The sequence below is a fragment of the Polyangiaceae bacterium genome, from assembly GCA_020633235.1.
Taxonomy (GTDB): Bacteria; Myxococcota_A; Polyangia; order Polyangiales; family Polyangiaceae; genus JACKEA01.
In genome coordinates, this window is record JACKEA010000003.1 from 177595 (window position 1) to 196760 (window position 19166).

The following is a 19166-nucleotide window of genomic DNA, read 5'->3' on the forward strand; positions in this document are numbered from 1 at the left end:
TCAGAACCGTCCCGTCATCACCGCGCCGAGGCCCGCAGGCGCCACGCCGATCTGAGCCGGAGACTTCTCTTTCGGTGCAGTGATCCAGAGCACGGCGCCGGTAGCAGCCACCACGGCGCCGGCGCCGATGAATACATTGGACAGAGTCGCGGCGCTACGCGCGGAGTCCGTTTGGTCCTGTCCCGTGGCGTCGCACACGGAACCCTTGCAGTGGCCGTCGTCGAAGGCGCCGTTCCACTTGGAGCTGGCGGACAGCCCGAAATAGCCACCCACCAAGACGCTCGCCGCGCCGACGCCCACGGCCACCATGCCCACGGTCCGGAGCGGGCTGGTTGCCGCAGCTGGCGCGCCGGTGTCGTGGGTCGCCGGTTCTTCCGGCGCGGCAGGCGCCACGGGAGCGGTGGGCTCTCCCGCCACCTCCGTGAGGACCGGAACCGTGACGGTTTGGGTCGCGGCTTCCGCCACGCTGATCTCGCTCCGCCACGGGGCGTGATTCGGCGCCGTGGCTTCGATCACGTGAGCCCCTGGGTCGACGACCACGCGGACCCCGAACGCCCCCGCTTCCACCGGCTCCCCGTCGCGAGTGATCGACAGTCCGTCGACCCGACTCGCCGCCGGAACTTCCACCACGACGCCCGGGAGCCGCGCTTCGAGCTGCTTGGCGCGGTCCTCCGCAACTTGTTCCCGGCGCTTGTCGCCGGCGCGCTTGGCGTACACCGCGACCTCGCGGTACGCAGCCCAGGCGCTGGCGACCTTGCCCACCTTCTCGTAGCACTCCGCCAGCTTGCCGCGCGTTCCGAGCCCCTCGAAGCGCGCCAAGCTCGCCTCGAACTTGGGACACGCCTCCTTGAAGTTGCCGGCCTTGAACTGCTTCATGCCTTCGTCGAACAAGGCTTGAGCGGCTGCCTTGTCTTGGGGTGAGGCGGCGCGAGCTGCGGGCGCCAACGCAGGAAGGACGACACACAGAGCGAGGGCAGAGACGAGTCGTTTCATTGCACGGTTCCGAAGGGATCGTCTTCCGGCGGCTTCGGTTTGGGGGTGGCCGCGGGTTTGGGGGTGGGCGCAGGCTTGGCGACCGGCGCGGGCTTGGGCTTGACTGCCACCACTGGCTTCGGCTCGGTGACCGCCGGCTCCGCGCTCACTTCGGGCGCTACGCCGGCTTCGGGGACGACGCTGGCCGCCGGCGGCGCGCTGACCTCCGGCTCGGGCGTGCTACTCGCGGTCGGCTCCGGTGCCACCGACTCGATGGCCGCCGCCGCGCTCGCCGCGGCGCGTTCGCTCCCGCCGCTCTTCATCAGCACCACGGCGCCGAGCCCCAAGAGCACCACCGCGCCGACCCCCGCGCCGACCAAGAGAGAGCGGCGGTTCGGCGGCGCCGGCGCCTGGCTCACGCTGACCCCCGGAGTGGTCGGGCCCATTTCCGCGCCGCCGGCCGGCGCCGAAGGCCGGGTGGGCATGGGCGTCAAGCGCGTGGCTTCGACGCCGCCGAGCAGCTTCACGGTGGAACGCACGAGCAAGCGTCCATCCGGTGATGCAAAGGGCTCGAGCGCTTGCGCCAGCTCTGCCATGGTGGCGAAGCGCTGCGCGCGTTCCTTGGCCAAGCACTGGGCGATCACCGCGTCGAGGGCCACCGGCACCGACGGCGCGACGCTGCTCGCCGGCGTCAGGTCCCCGTGCAAGATCGCCACGAACATGTCGGGCACCGTATGCGCCACGAAGGGAAGCCGCCCGGTGAGCAGTTGATACAGCACTGCTCCGAGCGACCACACGTCCGTCCGCGCGTCCACGTCCTTGCTGGAGCGCACCTGCTCCGGCGACATGTACGAAGGCGAGCCGATGGTCGCGCCCGTCTGCGTGGAAGATCCATCCGCCTCGCCCGCCGGCATCTTGGAAATGCCGAAGTCGAGCACCTTGAGCAGGGGCGCGCCGTCGGGTCTGCGCGTGAGGAACAAGTTTCGCGGCTTGATGTCCCGATGCACGATGCCGCGGCTGTGCGCCTCCGCCAGTGCCACGGCGGCCTGCAGCACGAGATCCACCGCCTGCTCCACCGGCAGCGCCCCGCGGTCGAGCATGTCCGCGAGGTCCTCCCCCTCCAGGTACTCCATCACGATGTAGGGCGCGCCGCCGTCGAGCTTGCCGACGTCCATCACCCGCGCCACGTACTCGCTCTTCAGCTTGGCGACGGCCTTCGCCTCGCGCAAGAAGCGCTCGAGCCCGACCTCCACCACGTTCTCGTGCATGAACTTCAGCGCCACCTGCTGGTCCAGCTCGAGGTGCGTCGCCGCGACCACCACGCCCATGCCGCCCTCGCCGAGCACACGCTCGACGCGATACTTCCCGGCCAAGACGTCGCCGGTGCTGGGCGGCCTGCTTTCGGTCACAGCCTTACGATCATCGCGGTGGGCACGCCAAAGTGCAACCGGGATTGGCCCTTGCCTCAGGAAACTCGCTTTTTGGGTCCGATCAGGGTGCGCAGCGTGGCACGGGTAACGACCACACCGCTGCGATCCTCGATCACCACCGGCACTTCGATCTCCTGCTTTTCGCTGCTTTCCACCAACGGGCAGTCGCAGCGCGCCCGTAGTGGGCCCCGTGCCTTCTTGTCGTAGTCGATGCTCATGCCGGCCACGATGAAGCGAGCGTCGTCCGGCAAGGAGTAGGCGATGGCGACGTTGCCGGTGAGCTCCGCCAGGTTCGCCAGCGCGATGGCGTGCACGCACGACAGGTGATTGCGCACGGCACGCCGGTCACGCATCGTCACCTCGGAGTGGCCGCGCTCGAGACGTTCCACGCGGGCATCGATGGTGCTCGTGTAGGGCGCCGCGAGCCCCACCATGCGCGAGAACACGCGCTTCCCACCCGGCAATCGATGCAGCCGGTCCCACATCTCGCGGATCAGGTTCTTGTCCGATGCGTTCACGTCCCCCACGAACGCCGTCATGTTCTCGGCCCAGCTCATGGCCGCTTCATATCAGCTACCGAGCCCCCTCATCCGCTGGATGTTGGTTCGCCGCGGAACCTCACGCCTGCGGGCGTCGCGAAGCGCGTTCGAAGGACGTGAACGTCGCGCCACGACGGTCCGGCGCGTTGTCCGCGCCGTCCGTCCGCGAGCTTCCGCGGCAAACCAACCCCCAGATGCAGTCTCTGCTCGACCGGACGCGAGCTCGACAGAGCGCGGGCCTGGAGCTTCCTGGAGGCGAGGACCGGATTCGAACCGGCGTGTGACGGTTTTGCAAACCGTTGCCTAACCACTTGGCTACCTCGCCAGGGGACCCGGAAGCTTTCATTTTTCCGGAGGGAGTCAAGATGCATTCGTCGCACCCTGCGAGGATCGCGAGGAATTCCGTGACCGGGGCAGGGTTCGGCTCCGGGTTGGGGGGCCCTCCGGCGCCAGGTTACGTTCGTGTGACACCCGCACCCGAGCGCTCCCCCGAGGGTCCCCCTCCCGGCGCGGATGTGTATGCTGCGCGCCACTCATGACCAGCGCCGCAGGGGCCATCGAACACTCGAGCGCGTTTCGCCGCCGTCGATTCCTGAACTGGTTCCCCTTGGGCGTCAGCTACGCGCTCCTGTACATGGGGCGCTACAACCTCACCGTCGCCAAGAACTCCTTGGGCGAGCTGATGACGAAGGAAGACTTCGGCATCATCTTCGGCGTCGGCACCTTCGTGTACGCCTTCGCGTTCCTGCTCAACGGGCCTTTGGTGGACCGAATGGGCGGCAGGAAGGGCATGTTGACGGGCACCTTCGGCGCAATGGTCGCCAACGTGCTCATGGGCATCTACCTGCACCACGTGGTGTCTTCGGGCGCTGCGGCGGACGCGCCCCTGCGCTTGGTGTTCAGCGGCTTGTATGCGCTGAACATGTACTTTCAGAGCTACGGCGCGGTCTCCATCGTGAAGGTCAACGCGCACTGGTTCCACGTCACCGAGCGCGGCGGGTTCTCGGGGATCTTCGGCTCCATGATCTCGAGCGGCGTGTTCTTGGCGTTCACCGTCAATGATCTGCTGCTGAAGGCCGCCCAGCGGATCTGGCCGGGGGCGTCGGCGCCCAGCGTGGCGTGGGTCGTGTTCGCGGTGCCCGGTCTGTTGCTCGGCACGTTCTTCGTGATCGAGCTGTTCTTGCTACGCGACCGTCCGAGCCAGGCCGGTCACGAGGATTTCGAGACCGGTGACGCTTCCGAGGGCGACACCAGCGACACGCCGACGCCAACGGGACAGCTGCTCAAGAAGATCCTCACCAATCCCATCATCTTGACGGTGGCGTTCATCGAGTTTTGTACCGGCGTGCTGCGCAACGGCATCATGCACTGGTTCCCGATCTACTCGAAGGAGATCTGGGGGCTCGCGAGCGAGCACGCATTGCGTGGCGGCGACCTGCTGCTCGCCATTCGGGATGGTTCCTGGACGCCGCTGTGGCCGGCCCTTCCCTGTTTCGCCGCAGCGGCGATCTCCGGCGCCATCGCCTACAAAGCCAAGGGCGGCCCGCGGCGCAGCAGCCTGGTCATCTTCGGGGTGCTGGCGTTCTTGGCGCCGTTCTTGTTCCAGGGCGGCTGGGGCGGCCTCTTGATGGTGGCCGGCATCCTGGGCGGCAACATCGCCGGTTGGGTCAGTGATCTGTTCTTCCAGAGCCGTCGCGGTCCCGTGGCCGCGGCCTTGTACGGCATCCTGGTGCTGAGCTCCCTGGGCATGGGCTTCACGTTGGCGCCAGGCGAGAACGTCGTGGGTTGGGCCAAGGACAAGACGGGCCTCGAAGCCGGGGATCGCATCGACGCCATTGCGGGGCACGACGTGAAGTCCTGGCACGACATCCGCAACGCCGTGGTGTGCTGGGAGCCCACGTGCGACAAATCGGGGTGGGATGCCGAGCGCTGCGTTTGCTCCACGTCGCATCCGAAGACCACGCCGGCTCACGATCCGCAGAAGGGCATCCCCGCAACCATCGAGCGCGGTGGAAACAAGATCAGCGTGATGTTGCCCGACGCCAAGGCAGTGCAAGAGGCCGGCGACATGCGGCTCCTTCCTGCGCGGCCGGTGCTGCCCATGAGCCCGTACTTCCTCGGCGCCATCGTGTTCTTGATGAGCTTGTGCGTGATTGGCACCCACGGCGTGTTGAGCGGCACCGCCACCATGGACTTCGGCGGGCGCAAAGGCGCCGCCACGGCCGTCGGGGTGATCGACGGCTTCGTGTACCTGGGAACCAGCGTGCAGTCCGTGAGCCTCGGGTACCTCACGAGCAAGGACTGGAGCTACTGGCCGTGGTTCCTGCTGCCCTTCGGCATCATCGGCTTGCTCTTGTGCCTCAAGATCTGGAACGCCCGCCCCGGCAAGGGCGGCGGGCACTAACCAAGCTACTTTTGCGGAGGGCTCTCGAGGTCCTCCGCCAGATAGCTGAGGATCACTTCGTCGAGAGATTTCTCCCCGATGTATTCGTCGCCGAAGATGGAGCGGCCTTCCTTCGGCGGGGCCTCCCCGAAGATGCTGGCGGGCCGCGAAACCGAGTAGCGCCCGGCGGTCTCGCTCGGGGGGTTCTTGACCGCGTAACGCCCGTGATCGGGATCCGACTTGGGCCGCGCGACGGCGGGCGTTCCGGCTGCCGGGGTACCGTGGCGGGGCGGTTCCTCCGCACGGTGAGGACGCGGCCGAACCGGCTCCGGGATCGAGCCGGCGCCGGTCCGCGTTCCCTGCTTCGGCGTGGCGCTGGGGGTCGGCGGTGCGGTCCGGGTCAGCTCCGGCTGGCTCTCGCGAATGACGGGAGGGGCCGGGGCCTTCGGGATCGACGAGGGTCGGGGGGCCGTCGCGCCGGTAGTGTCCTCCGGCGGCGGCGCGGCGATCGGATCGCTGCTGAGCTCGTTGACGGGAGTGGAGGGCGCAGGCGCGGTTGGTGGGGGGCCGAAAGCCTCGAGGATCATCGCGTCCAGGTCGCCCCGGCGCAGGGCGATGAACATCGCCTTGTGCTGATCCTTCATGATCTTGCGCACGACCTGCGCCAGATCTTCCCTACCGACGTGCTCGCTGTATTCCGTGCGAGAGCTCTTCAGGATCCGCCCGCCATCCGCGAACAAATGCGTGATCACGTGCGGTCGCTTGACCCCCGAGTCTTCGGTCTGGATGTGAAAAACGCGCCCTTGGTGCCGGACGTTGTTGTTGAATCCCAAGAGCGGCGGGGGTGTCTTCGGCACAGGCGCAGCACTCCTCGACCTAGGTTAGACAGGGTACCACGGCGCGCCGACCGGCACACGCAAGAGGGTCAATCTCCTGGCCGCGGGCCGGCACACGGGGGCCAGCCGCCCGAGAAAAGCGCTCAGATGCCGGTTTCATCCAAGCGACGCATGCCTTCGAGAAGGAGCCCGTCGGGACTCTCGTTGATGATGCGCTGCGGTGCTTCGAAGTTCGGATCCAGAGCAAACTCGCCCTCTCGGAGTCCGAGCATGGCGTAGAACGCGTCCGCTCCGCGATAGTTCTTCCACAGGGCATTGAACACGTTGCCGGCCACGAAGTGGATTTCTCCGACCTGACCCCCAGAGCGGATCTTGAGCGCGCCGGTCTTCCTGCCGTGCCACAGCACCTGCACCATCTCCACCAAGCCCATTTCGATCAGCGAGCCGCTGACGCCTCGACGGCGCGTGTCGCCCACCTCTCGCTCCAGGATCTGCTTGATCTTCGCGACCAGCAGATCCGCGCTCACGGGTTTGGTCATGTAGTCGTGTGCGCCGGCGGCGAAGGCGCGCTGCGCGTCCGCGCCACCCGAACGCCCCGTGAGCACGACCCACGGCAGACTCTTGCCCCACTCCTGGTGGCGCACGTGCTCGAGCAGCGCCACGCCATCGATGGGCGTGAGGTCCATCTCGCCGATCACCAGCTCGACGTCGCCCTTCTCCAGGATCTTGAGGGCTTGATCTGCCGTCCCTGCGGCCACGACTTCGAAGCCCTGCTCCAGCAGACGGAGCTCGATCACGGTGGTGTCCTCGGGATCCGCGTCCACCAACAGCAGACGATGCCGCGTGGCGAGCAGCCGCGCCTTCACGTCCTCGCCGGTCACCATCAGACGGAACACGTCCACCAAGTTCGGATCGAAGATGGTGCCCTTGTAACGAGCCAGCACGCCACAGGCCTGCACCGGCTCGAGGAGCTTGCGGTAGGGGTTCCGAGGGTTCTGCGTGAGATCCGCGTAGGTGTCGGCAATGGCCAACAGGCGTGCCGCGATGGGGATCTCCTTGCCGGAGATCTCGCTCGGGAAACCGCTGCCGTCGTACCGCTCGTACATGGCCTCCACCGCACGAGTGGCCTCCCGCGGCAGGTTGACGGATTCCATCAAGCGCCCGGGAGCAGTGTACAGCTTGCCGGCGGCGGCGGCGTGGGCGTCGTACTCGGCGACGTTCAGGGCCGTCAGGTGGTAAGCGCCCATCTTCCCGAGGTCGTGGGTGTAGCCCGCGATGATGGCGCTCACCCGCTCGCCATCGGGCAGCCCGATGCGCTCGGTGACTTGACGCATCAGGCGCGCGACGTGGGCGGAATGGCCGCGCAAGTCCACGCGGGAGCTCTCGATGAGCGTGACCAGCACGTTCAACGTTTCCAGGAACGCCTCGTGCGAAACGGCACGGGCGGTGACCCCGGCGATGGCAACGGCCGCCCCTTTCACGATCTCCGTTTGGGTGAGCGTGCGCTCGCGCCCTGCCTTCTCCGCGGCAAGGGCGTTGGCCAGCGTCTCTTCGGTGACGAGATTGCGCTCGTACACATCGAGCATCGTGGCGAACTGTTGCTGCGCCGCCCGGTCGAGCACGGCGAAGGCGTGAATGTCACCGCCGTAGGACTTGCTGATGGCGGCGGCCACGGCGCGCGGCCTGCTGACGAACGCTCGCACCTCCTTGGCGTTGGAAGCGAGCTGCACCTCCTGCAGCGCAGGAGCGTTGTCCGGATCCGCCGTGACCACGCTCAGCACCTGGCTCTCCTGGTCGAAGAGCACCGGATAGATCTGATGTCGCTCCGCGACCTTCTTGGGCACCTTGTCGAGGGTGAAGCGATCGATATCCGCCTTGGACAGCTTCTCCGTGGAGACGAAGCGCGTCTGGTGCCGCGCAGCGAGCCACTTGAGGAGCGTGGCCTCGTCGAGGGCATGCAGCTCCATCAGCGCTTCTTCCATCCGCTCACCGCTGCGTTGCACGTAGCTGATCGCCGCCTCGTGCTGCTCTCGGGTGATGAGCCCGTCGGCCAGGAGGCGCTCGGCCAGGCGCAGGTTGGCGGAGGAAGTCATACGGAAACGACCCAGAGTATAGCGAAGGAAGGGCCGCCAACAGCTCTAGAGATGCGCAGTGAACCCCTGGAAAACACGCGCCATTTTCAGGGCCCTGGGGCGACCCCGAGGGCCGGTCTCGCACACGGCTTGACGGGTGGGCGGCCAAAAGCTAGTAAAGCCGCCCTTTCCCGCGGGCCCCAGGGCCCCGCCCGAGGATTCATTCGATGCGAACGCATGTCGAGAAGCCTGCCGATGCGCAGGCCACGCGCAAATGGTGGGTGATTGACGCTAAGGGTCAACCCCTGGGCCGGCTCGCGAGCCGCGTCGCCAGTGTGTTGAGTGGCAAGCACAAGCCCACCTACACCCCCCACGTGGACACCGGGGACTTCGTGATCGTGGTGAACGCCAGCGCCGTGAAGCTGAGCGGCAACAAGGCCACGACGAAGCGCTACTACCGCCACACCGGTCACCCGGGTGGCATCTTCTCCAAGAGCTTCGGCGAGCTCGCGGAGAAGCAACCCAACGTGCCCATCGAGAAGGCCGTGAAGGGCATGCTCCCCAAGAGTGTGCTTGGACGCCACATGCTCGAGAAGCTCAAGGTCTACGGCGGTGCCGAGCATCCGCATCAGGCTCAGAAGCCCGAACCGCTCACTCTCTGAGAGATCCCAAGAAAATGGCTGAAGCAAATCAGACCTACTCCACCGGCAAGCGCAAGACCGCGGTCGCTCGCGTCTGGATCAAGCCAGGCTCCGGCGAGATGCGCGTGAACGACGTCCAACTGGACGACTACTTCGAGCGGATGACCACTCGCATGATCGCGCGGCAGTCCCTCGAGCTGCTCGAGCTCATCGACAAGTACGACGTGCGTGCCACGGTGGCGGGCGGCGGGCACAGCGCTCAGGCCGAGGCCATGCGCAACGGCATCGCCAAGGCGCTGGCCTCGGAAGATCCGGAGCGCCGCCGCGCGCTCAAGCGCGCTGGCTACCTGACCCGAGACGCTCGCAAGAAGGAGCGCAAGAAGTACGGTCAGCCGGGCGCCCGCAAGCGCTTCCAGTACTCCAAGCGTTGACCGGGGCCTTACGCCTCTGGTCACATCTCGCGCGCGGCCCTCGGGTCGCGCGCGCTGCATTTGAGGCCCCATGTCTTCATCGCTCTCGGTCGGCGTTCTAGGCGCCAGTGGTTACACCGGCGCGGAGCTGGTGCGGTTGATCGCGGGGCACCCGCGGCTCAGCCTGGCGTGGGTCGGGGCGCAGAGCAACGCCGGCAAGCGCCTGGGCGCGGTGCTGCCGGCTACGGAAGGAGTGCCCGGGCTGGGAGACCGGGAGATCGAAGCCTTCGATCCGGCGAACGCAGCGGAGCTCGCCGCACGGGTGGACGTGGTGTTCACCGCGCTGCCCCACGCCGCGAGCGCCCGCGCGGGAGCTGCTCTGTTCGGTGCGGGTGTCCGCGTCGTGGATCTGTCGGCGGACTTCCGGCTCCGTAATGTGGCAACCTACGAGAAGTGGTACGGCCAGCATCCCGCGCGGGAGCTGCTCGAGACCGCGGTGTATGGACTGCCGGAGCTGCACCGCGACGAGCTTGCCGGCGCACGCCTGATCGCCGCCCCGGGCTGCTATCCGACCAGCGCCACCCTCGCCCTCGCGCCCGTGCTCCGGGCGAAGCTGGTGGAGCCGACGGGTATCGTGATCGACTCCAAGAGCGGCGTCAGCGGCGCGGGCCGTAGCCCCACGCCGAGCACGCATTTGCCGGAAACCGCCGAGGGGCTCCGGGCCTACAAGGTCGCGGGCAGCCACCGCCACGTGCCGGAGATCGAGCAAGAGCTCGGCCGCGCCGCCGGCGAAGAGATCCGGGTCACCTTCACGCCGCACCTGGCGCCCATGTCGCGCGGCATCCTCACCACGGCGTACGCCCGGCTCAGCCCCGGCACCACCGCCCAAAGCTGCCGGGACGCAGCAAAGAAGCTCTACGCGGGTGGCTTGGTGACGGTGCTGGACGACGGACGGCTACCCGACACGCTGCACGTGCGCGGCTCCGCGCGGGCGCACGTCGCCTACGCCGCCGACGAGCGCACCGGCGTGCTTCTGGCGCTGTGTGCCATCGACAACCTTGCGCGCGGCGCGTCGGCACAAGCGATTCAGGCGCTCAACGTGTCGCTGGGCTGGCCCGACGCGCTGGGACTGCCAGAGGTCGGCCTGTTTCCGTGAGCGACGGGGCTCGCGCCGAACCAACATTCCCTCGGAAGGCTACGGGCAGCGGTCGCCACCCTCGTGCACCGTCACGCTGGTGAGCCCCAGCTGTCCGTCGAGGGTGGTGTAGTACTGCTTCAGCGCGCTGAAGAAGTCGATGTGCTTGCCGTTGATGCCGCCGCCCACGTCGTCGGCTACGACGCATCCGTCGTGCACGAAGCTGCCCCAGGGCGCGTCCCCAGGCATGGTCACGCCGTCGAGCTCCGCAACGTACAGCGGAGTGCCGATCGCAATCACGCTGGTGTCCACCGCGATCGAGCGAAATGGCGTGAGCGCACGGCCCTGCACACCGTAGCCCCAGGGATGCTGTGCGTCCGCCACCAGGTAACAGGGCGACGTCGGGCAGCTGCAGCTACCGTCGTAGTTCAGGATTCGTCCATCGGAGAGGCGTCCGGTCCCCTCCAGCTTCAGGGATGCCGCAAACTGAGCCGTGACCTTGGCTAGCTCGTTGCAGCTCGCATCGTAGAGCGACGTGTCCTTGGCACCGCTGAACTCGTCCTCCGTGGTGACCCAGTAGTACGTCAGCTGAAAGCTGCCGAGGGATGCGCCGGGGGACGCCGCTTCTTGTGCCACGTCGTTACCCGCGTCCGGCAGGGCACCTCCACTCCCGCCCTGACCGCCGGCGCTGCCCTCCGTTCCCTGAGCAGCGTCGGGAGTGGCCGCGCCGGGACCGGCGCTCGAGCTGCTGCACGCCCAGCATACGCACACCGCACACGCCATCGCCAAACCGCGCATCTCCCGAGCATATCTCGTCGACCGGCGACGGATCCAACGACGCGCGAGACCCTGTCAGCAGCGTTTCTCGGCCCTCTTGAAAAGGGGTCCGGCATGGCGAAAGATGTGGAGCTTTCGTCATGCCCAGGAGCTTTCGTCTCTCCAGCGAGTTTTCCCCCAAGGGGGACCAACCCCAGGCCATCGAGGCTCTGGTGGAGGGCCTCGCTCGCGGCGAGCGCTACCAGACGCTGCTGGGCATCACCGGCAGCGGCAAGACGTTCACCGTGGCGCACGTGATCCAGACGCTGCAGCGCCCGACCCTGATCATAGCTCCAAACAAGACCCTGGCTGCCCAGCTGTACGGCGAGATGCGGGACCTGTTCCCGGAGAACGCCGTTCACTATTTCGTCAGCTACTACGACTACTACCAGCCGGAAGCCTACATCCCCGGGACCGACACGTTCATCGAGAAGGACGCGATCATCAACGACCAGATCGATCGCATGCGCCATGCCGCCACGCACGCGCTCCTGTCCCGGCCGGACGTGATCATCGTGGCCAGCGTGAGCTGCATCTACGGCATCGGCTCGGCGGAGACCTACGAAGGGCTCTTGATCGAAATCGTGAAGGGGGAAGAGCTCCGGCGCGACAACTTGCTGCGCCGCCTGGTGGACATTCAATACGAGCGGAACGACGTCGATTTTCACCGCGGGACCTTCCGGGTGCGCGGAGACGTAGTGGAGATCTTCCCCGCCTACGAAGAGGCCACCGCCATCCGCGTGGAATTCTTCGGCGACGAGGTGGACGAGATCAGCGAGGTCGACCCGATCCGCGGACGGGTGCTGGGCAAGCTGGATCGCTACGCCGTGTTCCCCGGCTCCCACTACGTCACTCCGCGGCAGCAGCTGCAGCGCGCCATCGACGCCATTCGAGCCGAGCTCCGAGATCGTCTCGACTACTTCGACAAGGACGGCCGCTTCCTCGAGAAGCAGCGGCTCGAGCAGCGCACTCTGTACGATCTGGAGATGCTGGAGCAGATGGGCTTCGTCCAAGGCATCGAGAACTATTCGCGGCATCTGAGCCAACGAGAGCCGGGTGAGCCTCCGCCCACCCTCATCGACTACTTCCCTGACGACTTCTTGCTCATCCTCGACGAGTCGCACCAGACCGTGCCGCAGATCGGCGCGATGTACCGCGGCGACCGCTCCCGCAAAGAGACCCTCGTGGAGTACGGCTTCCGGTTGCCCAGCGCGCTGGACAACCGCCCCCTCAAGTTCGAGGAGTTCGAAAAGTACATGCGCCGCACGGTGTTCGTGTCGGCCACCCCCGGGGATTTCGAGCTCCAGCGCACCGAAGGGGTGGTGGTCGAGCAGCTGATCCGTCCGACCGGGCTCATCGATCCGGAAATCCTGGTGCGCCCGGTGGCGGGGCAGGTGGACGACCTGCTCGGCGAAATCCGTGGTCGCGTGGAGCGGGACGAGCGGGTCCTGGTCACCACCCTCACCAAGCGCATGGCGGAGGACCTGACCGAGTACTACGCCGAGCTGGGCGTCCGGGTGCGCTACCTGCACTCGGACGTGGATACGCTGGAACGCATGGATTTGCTTAGAGATTTGCGCGCCGGTGAGTACGACGTTCTGGTCGGTATCAACCTGCTCCGGGAGGGTCTGGACCTGCCCGAGGTGAGCCTGGTGGCGATCCTGGACGCGGACAAGGAGGGCTTCCTGCGCAGCCCCCGCTCCCTGATTCAGACCATCGGGCGCGCGGCGCGCAACGCTCGGGGTCAGGTGCTGATGTACGCCGATCGCATCACGGATGCGATGCGCTACGCGATCGACGAGACCGACCGTCGCCGGGCCATCCAGGTCGCCTACAACGAAGAGCACGGCATCACGCCGGAGACGATCCGCCGCGCCATCCTCGACATCAATCCGGCGAGCGGAACTTCGGACTACTACGCGGTATCACGCTCGCCGCGTTCGAGCGACGCGGGCAAGAAGGGCGCAGCGCCGGCGGACGAAGCGGCGCGCCTCGCGGAGCGGATGGAGGACATTCGTCAGCGGATGTTCGCGGCGGCGGAGAATCTCGAGTTCGAAACCGCGGCGCGCCTGCGCGACGATTTGCACAAGCTACAGACGGCAGCTGGCGATCTCGGGATCGAGCCAGCCGCCGGTTCTGCCAAACGCAAGAAGAGCGCGAAGCCCCGACCGCGCCGGCGCCGCTAGGGCGCCTGGCAGAAGGTGTTGATCTTGTTGACCAACTCGTCCTCCTGCTTGACGATCTTGTCGAATTCTTTCTGCGCGTTTTCTGCCTGATCGGAGTTCTGCGTCTCGATCGCCTGGGCCACCTGCCGTGCCGTCGCCGCCGCCTTGGAGGCCATGGCCTGGTACTCCGTCGCGTGGGTCTTCAGCTCCTTGGTGGTGATTTCCTGCGAGCCCACGTCCTTGGCGAGCTGGTCGTAGAGCTCGGCGAGCTTCTTCATCTCGGCCACTGCCTTGGCGTCGTCCTGTCCCGCGGTGTTGGTGTGCTGCTCGATTTCCTTGAGCGCCGTGTTCACCTTGTCGATGAACGCGTTGCACTCTTTGGTCTTCTTGATCTTGCCGCAGCCGGTGAGGGCGAGGGCGACGGCGATGAGCAGCGCAGCAAACCCGAGACGTTGACGCATGTGACTCTCCTTTTGGCAGGGAGGCACTCATATCCCCGCAGCGTCGGGTCGGCTACCCGTCGCTTTCGGACCGGGAAAAAATGCCGTTTGCGTCACAGGCTGCGGTCGCCGCGCGCCTTGAGGGCGTCGACCACCAGGCGCACGTCTTGTGCGCGCTCTCGGGGCATCACGAGCAGCGCGTCTTCGGTGTCCACTACGCACAGCCCCTCCACACCGACCAACGCCACGACCTTCTTGCCGTGCAACGTGACGGCGAGGTTGTCCTTCGCGTCGACCAGCACGGCGCCCTCCGGTGCGGCGTTGCCGGCGGGGTCCTTCTCGGCCAGCTCCCAAGCGCTGTGCCAACTTCCGAGGTCGCTCCAGCCGAAGCTGGCGGGTACCACGTGGAGGCGCTCCGCGCGCTCCATCACCGCGTAATCAATGGATATCGAAGGGAAAGCGTCGAAGGCGGCCCGGGTCGCGGCGACCTCTGCGGCGGTCCCTTCTCGGGCAGCGACATCGATGGCTTCTATGCCCCGGGCGATGGCGGGCTCGTGAGCTCGGAGGGCTTCCAGCATGTCGCGACCCCGAAAGAAGAACATCCCGCTGTTCCAGAAGTAGCGACCACTGGCGACGTACTCCTTGGCGCGATCGACATCTGGCTTCTCGACGAAGCGCTGCACGCGCCGAACGCCTTCGCTCACCACGTCGCCGGCCTCGATGTATCCGTAGCCCGTCTCTGGACGCGACGGCGTGATGCCGATGGTGGTGATCACCCCTGCGCGCGCGGAGTCGAGCGCGCGCGTCAGCGCCGCGCGAAATGCCGGCTCGTCGCCGATGTGATGATCGCTCGGCAGCACCATGACCACGGCGTCGGGATCCCGGCGGCACGCGATCGCCGTCGCCCATCCGATGCACGGCGCTGTGTTCTTCGCGATGGGTTCGCCCAGAAACGAGGACTCGGGCAAGTCGGGCAGCGCGCGGCGCGTGGCATCCAGCAGATGGGCACCAGTGGCAATGAGCACGTGCTCCGCAGCGCACAGCGGCAACAGCCGACGCACGGTGCTGGCGATCAGGCTCTCTTCGGACGACGCCCCCAGCCCGAGCAGCTGCTTGGGCCGCGCCCGGCGCGACGCCGGCCAGAACCGGGTGCCGCTCCCCCCCGCCAATATTATGGAAAAGACGTCGTTTTGCGCCATCCGTGGGGGTGTGCCACGGCCGGCGCCGCGGTCCAAGGGCTCAGCTTCCGGGCCACGCCTTGGCCAGCGCCAACGTGGCCACCGCCAGCGGCAGCACCCACACCGCGAACAGCGCGAAGTGACCTCGGATCACCATGCGCCGGAGCAACCACAAGGCGACCAAACCGACGACGAACGCGACGGCGGCGCCGAACACCGCCAAGCCCACTTCGCCTCCGGCCCCGCCCCCCATGTGGCGAGCCTCCACCAGCACGGCGCCGGCGACGGCGGGCAGCGACATCAGCATGGACAGCTCGAAGGCACGGTCCGGACGCACGCCAAGCCACAGCGCGGCAGCGATGGTCGAGCCGCTGCGGGAGATGCCGGGCACGACGGCGATGCCCTGGGCGATTCCAATCAGGATCGCGCCGACCACGGTGGGAACCTCGCGCTCACCGGCGCGCGCCCAGCGGGTGGAGAGCAGCAGAACGGCGGTAATGCAGAAGCCAATGCCCACCGCGAGGGGGGACTTGGTGAATTCCTCGACGGCGCTGCGAAGGGCGAGACCGATCGCCGCGGTGGGCAAGGAGGCGAGGAGCACCACCAGGGCGTCGCGGCCGCCGGCGCTCTCGCGGAAACGCTGCGGGCGCACCAGCGCGCGGCTGCCCTCCACCACCGCCGGCGCTACACGCCGTCGCAGCATGATCAACGTCGCCAGCAGAGTGCCTGCGTGGAGCATGACGTTGAAAGCGAGGCCGCCTTCTTCGACGTCGAAGAGCAACTCTGCGAGCGCCAGGTGCCCGGAGCTCGAAACCGGAAGGAACTCGGTGATCCCTTGCAGGGTTCCGAGCAGGGCGGCTTGGCCGGCGGGAACGCTCATCGGTGCCCTTTGTACTGCGATTCTCGACGGATGGCGCGGGATCCGTGCGCCGCCTTCATGGAGATGTCACTGCTGAGGATCAGGCCGGGTGCTGCGCCGCACGGCCGTTCGGGCTAGATAAGCCCCTCTCAGGTACTTGGAAGGAAGACTCATGCATTCTCGCTTGAAGCTCTTGGGCATCATCACGGGCGTGGGCCTGGCCAGCGCGGCCCTGGCCGCGGGCTGCGGCAGCGACAGTAGCGGCGGCGGCGGCGGTGGCAGCGGCGGCGTCGGTGCCACCGGCGGCGCGGACAGTGGCCTCGGCGGCAGCTCGGGCAGCGGTGGCCAAGCCGGCCAAGCGGGCAGCGGCGGGCTCGCCGGGAGCGGGGGCGTCGCGGGCGCTGCCGGCAGCGGGGGCAGCGCCGGCTCCGGACCCGGCACCCAGCTCGAGATCGTGGAATGCAACAAGACGCTCACTCCACCGGCCCAAGGGACATGTGAGGTGACGCAAGCCGGCAGCAAGGGCCTGCGATTGGTGGGCACGGTGCTCGCGCCGCAGCAGGTGCTGCACGGCGGCGAGGTAGTGATCGACGAAAACGGCATGATCACCTGCGTGGCCTGCGACTGCGGGAGCGATCCCGCGGCGGCGGCAGCCAGCACCGTGACCTGCGCAGACGGCGTCATCTCCCCGGGGCTCATCAACACGCACGATCACATCACCTACGCCAACAACAAGCCCTACGACAGCGGCACTACGGTGCGCTACGACCACCGCCACGAGTGGCGCCTGGGTCTGAACGGCAAGCCCGAGATCCCCTACGCCAGCGGCGCAAACAAGAACACCGTATTGGCCGCGGAGCTCCGCTTCGTGATGAGCGGCGCCACCTCCACCATCAGCGCCGGCGGCCAGAACGCCCTGCTCCGCAACCTGGACAGCAACAGCAGCGCCGCCAAGGAGGGCCTGCCCTCTCAGACGGTGGACTCCGACACCTTCCCGCTGGGCGACGCTTCCGGGATCCTCCATGACTCCGGCTGCAACTACGGCAGCGGCGCGACGACGGCAGCGGACATCGTGGGGCTCGATTCCTACGCGCCGCACATCTCGGAGGGCGTGAACCAGGCGGCCCGCAACGAGCTCACCTGCACCACCACCGGCACGCTGGACATCGTGGAGCCGCAGACGGCCATCGTCCACGCCGTGGCGGTGACGCCTACGGAGGTGAACGACGTGGAGTTGGAGCACTCTTGGGTGATCTGGTCTCCCCGATCGAACGTCTCCCTGTACGGCAACACCGCTCCCGTCACCTTGCTGGACACGATGGGCGTTGGCATCGCGCTCGGAACGGACTGGCTCCCCAGCGGCAGCATGAACATGTCGCGGGAGCTGGCCTGCGCCGACATGCTGAACAAGACCTACTTCGCCAACCACTTCTCGGATTTCAAGCTGTGGCAAATGGTCACCACCAACGCGGCCTTTGCCGCGGGCGTGGAAAAGGGTCTCGGCCTCCTCAAGCCGGGCTATGTCGCCGACGTCTCCATCTTCGACGGCGCCACGAACAAGGACCACCGCGCGGTGATCGCCGCGGAGGCGAAGGACGTGGTCTTGGTGTTGCGGGGCGGTCAGCCGCTGTACGGCGACGACGCGCTGGTGGCGGACGCTGCCGTCGGCGGCCAGAGCTGCGAGACGCTGGACGTTTGCGGCAACGCCAAGCGCGCCTGTGTGTCCAAGGACACCGCGGGAGGCGCCACCCTCGCCGCCGTCAAGACCGCGGGCGACGCCTACGCGCCACTGTTCTCCTGCAACGGCCCACCCCCCATCGAGCCCACGTGCATCCCGCTGCGCCCCGGTGAGTACACCGGTGCGGCGAGCTCCACGGACTCCGACGGCGATGGCGTGGACGACTCCGCCGACAACTGCCCGCAGGTGTTCAACCCGATCCGCCCCCTCGACCAGGGCAAGCAGGGCGATGCCGACAGCGACGGCAAGGGCGACGCCTGTGACCCCTGCCCGACCGACGCGCAAGACACCTGCACTCCCCTCGACTTCGACGACATCGACGGCGACGGCTGGGCCAACGGCGTGGACAACTGCCCCGACACCGCCAACCCCGGGCAAGAAGACTCGGACGGCGACAAGAAGGGCGACGCTTGCGACAGCTGCGCTGCCGCCAACCCGGCCTTCGCTGCTTGTCCCTTGCCGGTGGAAGCGGTGCGCGACAAGAACAACCCGCAGCACCCGCCGGTGGGCGCCACCGTCACCATCACGGACCTGTACGTGACGGCCGTACGCCCGGACACGGGCAGCTCGCGCGGTTACTTCGCCCAGACCACGTCGCTCAAGCCGTTCACCGGCATCGCGGTGTTCACCGCCTCGCAGTCACCCGGCGTGGCCGTGGGCAACAAGATCAGCGTCACGGGCACCTACGACGAGTACTTCGATCTGACGGAGATCTCGAGCCCCGTGACCACCATCCTCGACCCGGGCACCACCCTGCCCTTCGGCCCCATCGACATCACCAATCCGGCGGACATCGCCACCGGCGGCACGCAGGCAGAAGGCTACGAGTCGATGTTGCTCAAGATCGGCGCCGTCACCGTGGTGAACGTCAACCCGGACGCCCCGAGTGACTTCGACGAGTTCGCCGTGACCGGGAATCTCCGCATCGACGATCTCATCTACCCCGCCCTGGACAACACCTACGCGCAGGGCGCCGCGTTCACGAGCATCACCGGCATCCTCACGTACTCGTTCAGCAACAGCAAGCTGCTGCCGCGGGACGCCGCCGACATCGTGCCGTAGCGCAAAATACGAAAACACCCCGGCGGGCGCGGGACCTGCCGGGGTGCCGTGTCAGTTGATGGTGCCGTCCGTCGCCATGTTGGGCCGGATGTCCGGGTCCGCGACGCGCTCGTCGGCTTCCATCGCCAGCACCGTCTCGACCTCGGTGTCCATGGTGCCCGCGATCATCTTCCCCCACATCACGAAGTCCGCCATCAGACTCCAGGCCGGGTACTTGAACGTGGCAGGGCGGTTCTTCTCGATCACGAAGTGGCTGAACCAAGCCGGGCCATAACCCGCCACGGGAGCGGCGAGCAGCAGGAGCTTGCGGCCCGTGATGAGGCCGCCGGCGAAGCAGGCCAACGCCGCCGTAGTGCCGACGAAGTGCAGCTGCCGGGTGAGCTTCTTCTTGTGCTCACGCACGTAGAACGGCCAGAACTCGTCGAAGGTCTCGATCCGCTTGTCCATGTGCCCAGTGGTAACACGCCGTCGGGCCCGCTGCGAGCCCCGC

16 protein-coding genes and 1 tRNA gene are annotated in these 19166 nt (G+C 67.3%); 6 read left to right on the top strand and 11 right to left on the bottom strand.

The genetic code is table 11. The features are described from left to right. From H6717_17625 to H6717_17640, 4 genes are all read right to left on the bottom strand, one after another. Window positions 1–993, bottom strand: coding sequence for a hypothetical protein (locus H6717_17625; GenBank protein MCB9578853.1), 993 nt, complete (start codon window positions 991–993; stop codon window positions 1–3). After that, window positions 990–2381 carry a protein kinase gene (locus H6717_17630; protein MCB9578854.1) on the bottom strand — a complete coding sequence of 464 codons (1392 nt, stop codon included), beginning with the start codon at window positions 2379–2381 and terminating at the stop codon, window positions 990–992. Before H6717_17630 ends, H6717_17625 begins: the two co-directional genes overlap by 4 nt. Window positions 2382–2437: 56 nt before the next feature. After that, complete coding sequence (locus H6717_17635; GenBank protein ID MCB9578855.1) at window positions 2438–2959, bottom strand: DUF4442 domain-containing protein; 522 nt, start codon at window positions 2957–2959, stop codon at window positions 2438–2440. Window positions 2960–3191: 232 nt separating this feature from the next. Next, window positions 3192–3266: transfer RNA gene (locus tag H6717_17640), tRNA-Cys, on the bottom strand. A 210-nt stretch (window positions 3267–3476) separates the two neighbouring features. Between H6717_17640 and H6717_17645 the strand changes: the two genes are divergently transcribed. Then, window positions 3477–5345 (top strand): MFS transporter, encoded by a 1869-nt coding sequence (locus H6717_17645; protein ID MCB9578856.1) that lies wholly within the window; start codon window positions 3477–3479, stop codon window positions 5343–5345. Window positions 5346–5350: 5 nt separating this feature from the next. Here H6717_17645 and H6717_17650 read toward each other — a convergent pair whose 3' ends face one another. Together H6717_17650 and H6717_17655 are read right to left on the bottom strand one after the other, a co-directional pair. Then, entirely contained in the window at window positions 5351–6181 is an 831-nt protein-coding gene (locus H6717_17650) for a hypothetical protein (GenBank protein MCB9578857.1), read from the bottom strand. A 122-nt stretch (window positions 6182–6303) separates the two neighbouring features. Next, a complete protein-coding gene (locus H6717_17655; protein ID MCB9578858.1) occupies window positions 6304–8253 on the bottom strand; it encodes a DUF4388 domain-containing protein in 1950 nt (649 codons plus the stop codon). Between the two features lie 206 nt (window positions 8254–8459). On the opposite strand from H6717_17655, the gene rplM reads away from it, so the two are divergent. The 3 genes from rplM to H6717_17670 all read left to right on the top strand — a co-directional run bounded on the left by rplM (window position 8460) and on the right by H6717_17670 (window position 10439). After that, window positions 8460–8894, top strand: coding sequence for a 50S ribosomal protein L13 (gene rplM / locus H6717_17660; GenBank protein ID MCB9578859.1), 435 nt, complete (start codon window positions 8460–8462; stop codon window positions 8892–8894). 14 nt (window positions 8895–8908) lie between these two features. Beyond that, entirely contained in the window at window positions 8909–9304 is a 396-nt protein-coding gene (rpsI, locus tag H6717_17665; GenBank protein ID MCB9578860.1) for a 30S ribosomal protein S9, read from the top strand. Window positions 9305–9374: 70 nt separating this feature from the next. Next, a complete protein-coding gene (locus H6717_17670) occupies window positions 9375–10439 on the top strand; it encodes an N-acetyl-gamma-glutamyl-phosphate reductase (protein MCB9578861.1) in 1065 nt (354 codons plus the stop codon). Between the two features lie 39 nt (window positions 10440–10478). Here the strand turns inward: H6717_17670 and H6717_17675 are convergent, their stop codons facing one another. Then, complete coding sequence (locus H6717_17675) at window positions 10479–11216, bottom strand: hypothetical protein (protein ID MCB9578862.1); 738 nt, start codon at window positions 11214–11216, stop codon at window positions 10479–10481. 119 nt (window positions 11217–11335) lie between these two features. On the opposite strand from H6717_17675, the gene uvrB reads away from it, so the two are divergent. Then, complete coding sequence (uvrB, locus tag H6717_17680; protein MCB9578863.1) at window positions 11336–13420, top strand: excinuclease ABC subunit UvrB; 2085 nt, start codon at window positions 11336–11338, stop codon at window positions 13418–13420. On the opposite strand, the gene H6717_17685 is transcribed toward uvrB, so the two are convergent. From H6717_17685 to H6717_17695, 3 genes are all read right to left on the bottom strand, one after another. Then, window positions 13417–13860: a hypothetical protein gene (locus tag H6717_17685; GenBank protein ID MCB9578864.1), complete on the bottom strand. Its 444-nt coding sequence runs from the start codon at window positions 13858–13860 to the stop codon at window positions 13417–13419. The two genes, uvrB and H6717_17685, sit on opposite strands and share 4 nt — an antisense overlap. Window positions 13861–13952: 92 nt before the next feature. Beyond that, a complete protein-coding gene (locus H6717_17690; GenBank protein MCB9578865.1) occupies window positions 13953–15038 on the bottom strand; it encodes a mannose-1-phosphate guanylyltransferase in 1086 nt (361 codons plus the stop codon). 40 nt (window positions 15039–15078) lie between these two features. Then, complete coding sequence (locus H6717_17695; GenBank protein ID MCB9578866.1) at window positions 15079–15897, bottom strand: undecaprenyl-diphosphate phosphatase; 819 nt, start codon at window positions 15895–15897, stop codon at window positions 15079–15081. Window positions 15898–17413: 1516 nt separating this feature from the next. Here H6717_17695 and H6717_17700 point away from each other — a divergent pair. Beyond that, the gene (locus H6717_17700) at window positions 17414–18676 is read left to right on the top strand and encodes a thrombospondin type 3 repeat-containing protein (GenBank protein MCB9578867.1); all 1263 of its coding nucleotides are present in this window, start codon (window positions 17414–17416) and stop codon (window positions 18674–18676) included. Window positions 18677–18727: 51 nt separating this feature from the next. Here H6717_17700 and H6717_17705 read toward each other — a convergent pair whose 3' ends face one another. After that, on the bottom strand, window positions 18728–19123 hold the full coding sequence (locus H6717_17705; protein ID MCB9578868.1) for a DUF962 domain-containing protein: 396 nt from the start codon (window positions 19121–19123) through the stop codon (window positions 18728–18730). Window positions 19124–19166: the final 43 nt, after the last annotated feature.

Bases quoted from the DNA above. Each gene is read 5' to 3' on its own strand.
- rpsI (MCB9578860.1), top strand. From the start codon at position 8,909: ATGGCTGAAGCAAATCAGACCTACTCCACCGGCAAGCGCAAGACCGCG.
- H6717_17670 (MCB9578861.1), top strand. From the start codon at position 9,375: ATGTCTTCATCGCTCTCGGTCGGCGTTCTAGGCGCCAGTGGTTACACC.
- H6717_17705 (MCB9578868.1), bottom strand. From the start codon at position 19,123: ATGGACAAGCGGATCGAGACCTTCGACGAGTTCTGGCCGTTCTACGTG.
- H6717_17685 (MCB9578864.1), bottom strand. From the start codon at position 13,860: ATGCGTCAACGTCTCGGGTTTGCTGCGCTGCTCATCGCCGTCGCCCTC.
- H6717_17690 (MCB9578865.1), bottom strand. From the start codon at position 15,038: ATGGCGCAAAACGACGTCTTTTCCATAATATTGGCGGGGGGGAGCGGC.
- H6717_17675 (MCB9578862.1), bottom strand. From the start codon at position 11,216: ATGCGCGGTTTGGCGATGGCGTGTGCGGTGTGCGTATGCTGGGCGTGC.
- H6717_17655 (MCB9578858.1), bottom strand. From the start codon at position 8,253: ATGACTTCCTCCGCCAACCTGCGCCTGGCCGAGCGCCTCCTGGCCGAC.
- H6717_17645 (MCB9578856.1), top strand. From the start codon at position 3,477: ATGACCAGCGCCGCAGGGGCCATCGAACACTCGAGCGCGTTTCGCCGC.
- H6717_17695 (MCB9578866.1), bottom strand. From the start codon at position 15,897: ATGAGCGTTCCCGCCGGCCAAGCCGCCCTGCTCGGAACCCTGCAAGGG.
- H6717_17635 (MCB9578855.1), bottom strand. From the start codon at position 2,959: ATGAGCTGGGCCGAGAACATGACGGCGTTCGTGGGGGACGTGAACGCA.
- H6717_17625 (MCB9578853.1), bottom strand. From the start codon at position 993: ATGAAACGACTCGTCTCTGCCCTCGCTCTGTGTGTCGTCCTTCCTGCG.
- uvrB (MCB9578863.1), top strand. From the start codon at position 11,336: ATGCCCAGGAGCTTTCGTCTCTCCAGCGAGTTTTCCCCCAAGGGGGAC.
- rplM (MCB9578859.1), top strand. From the start codon at position 8,460: ATGCGAACGCATGTCGAGAAGCCTGCCGATGCGCAGGCCACGCGCAAA.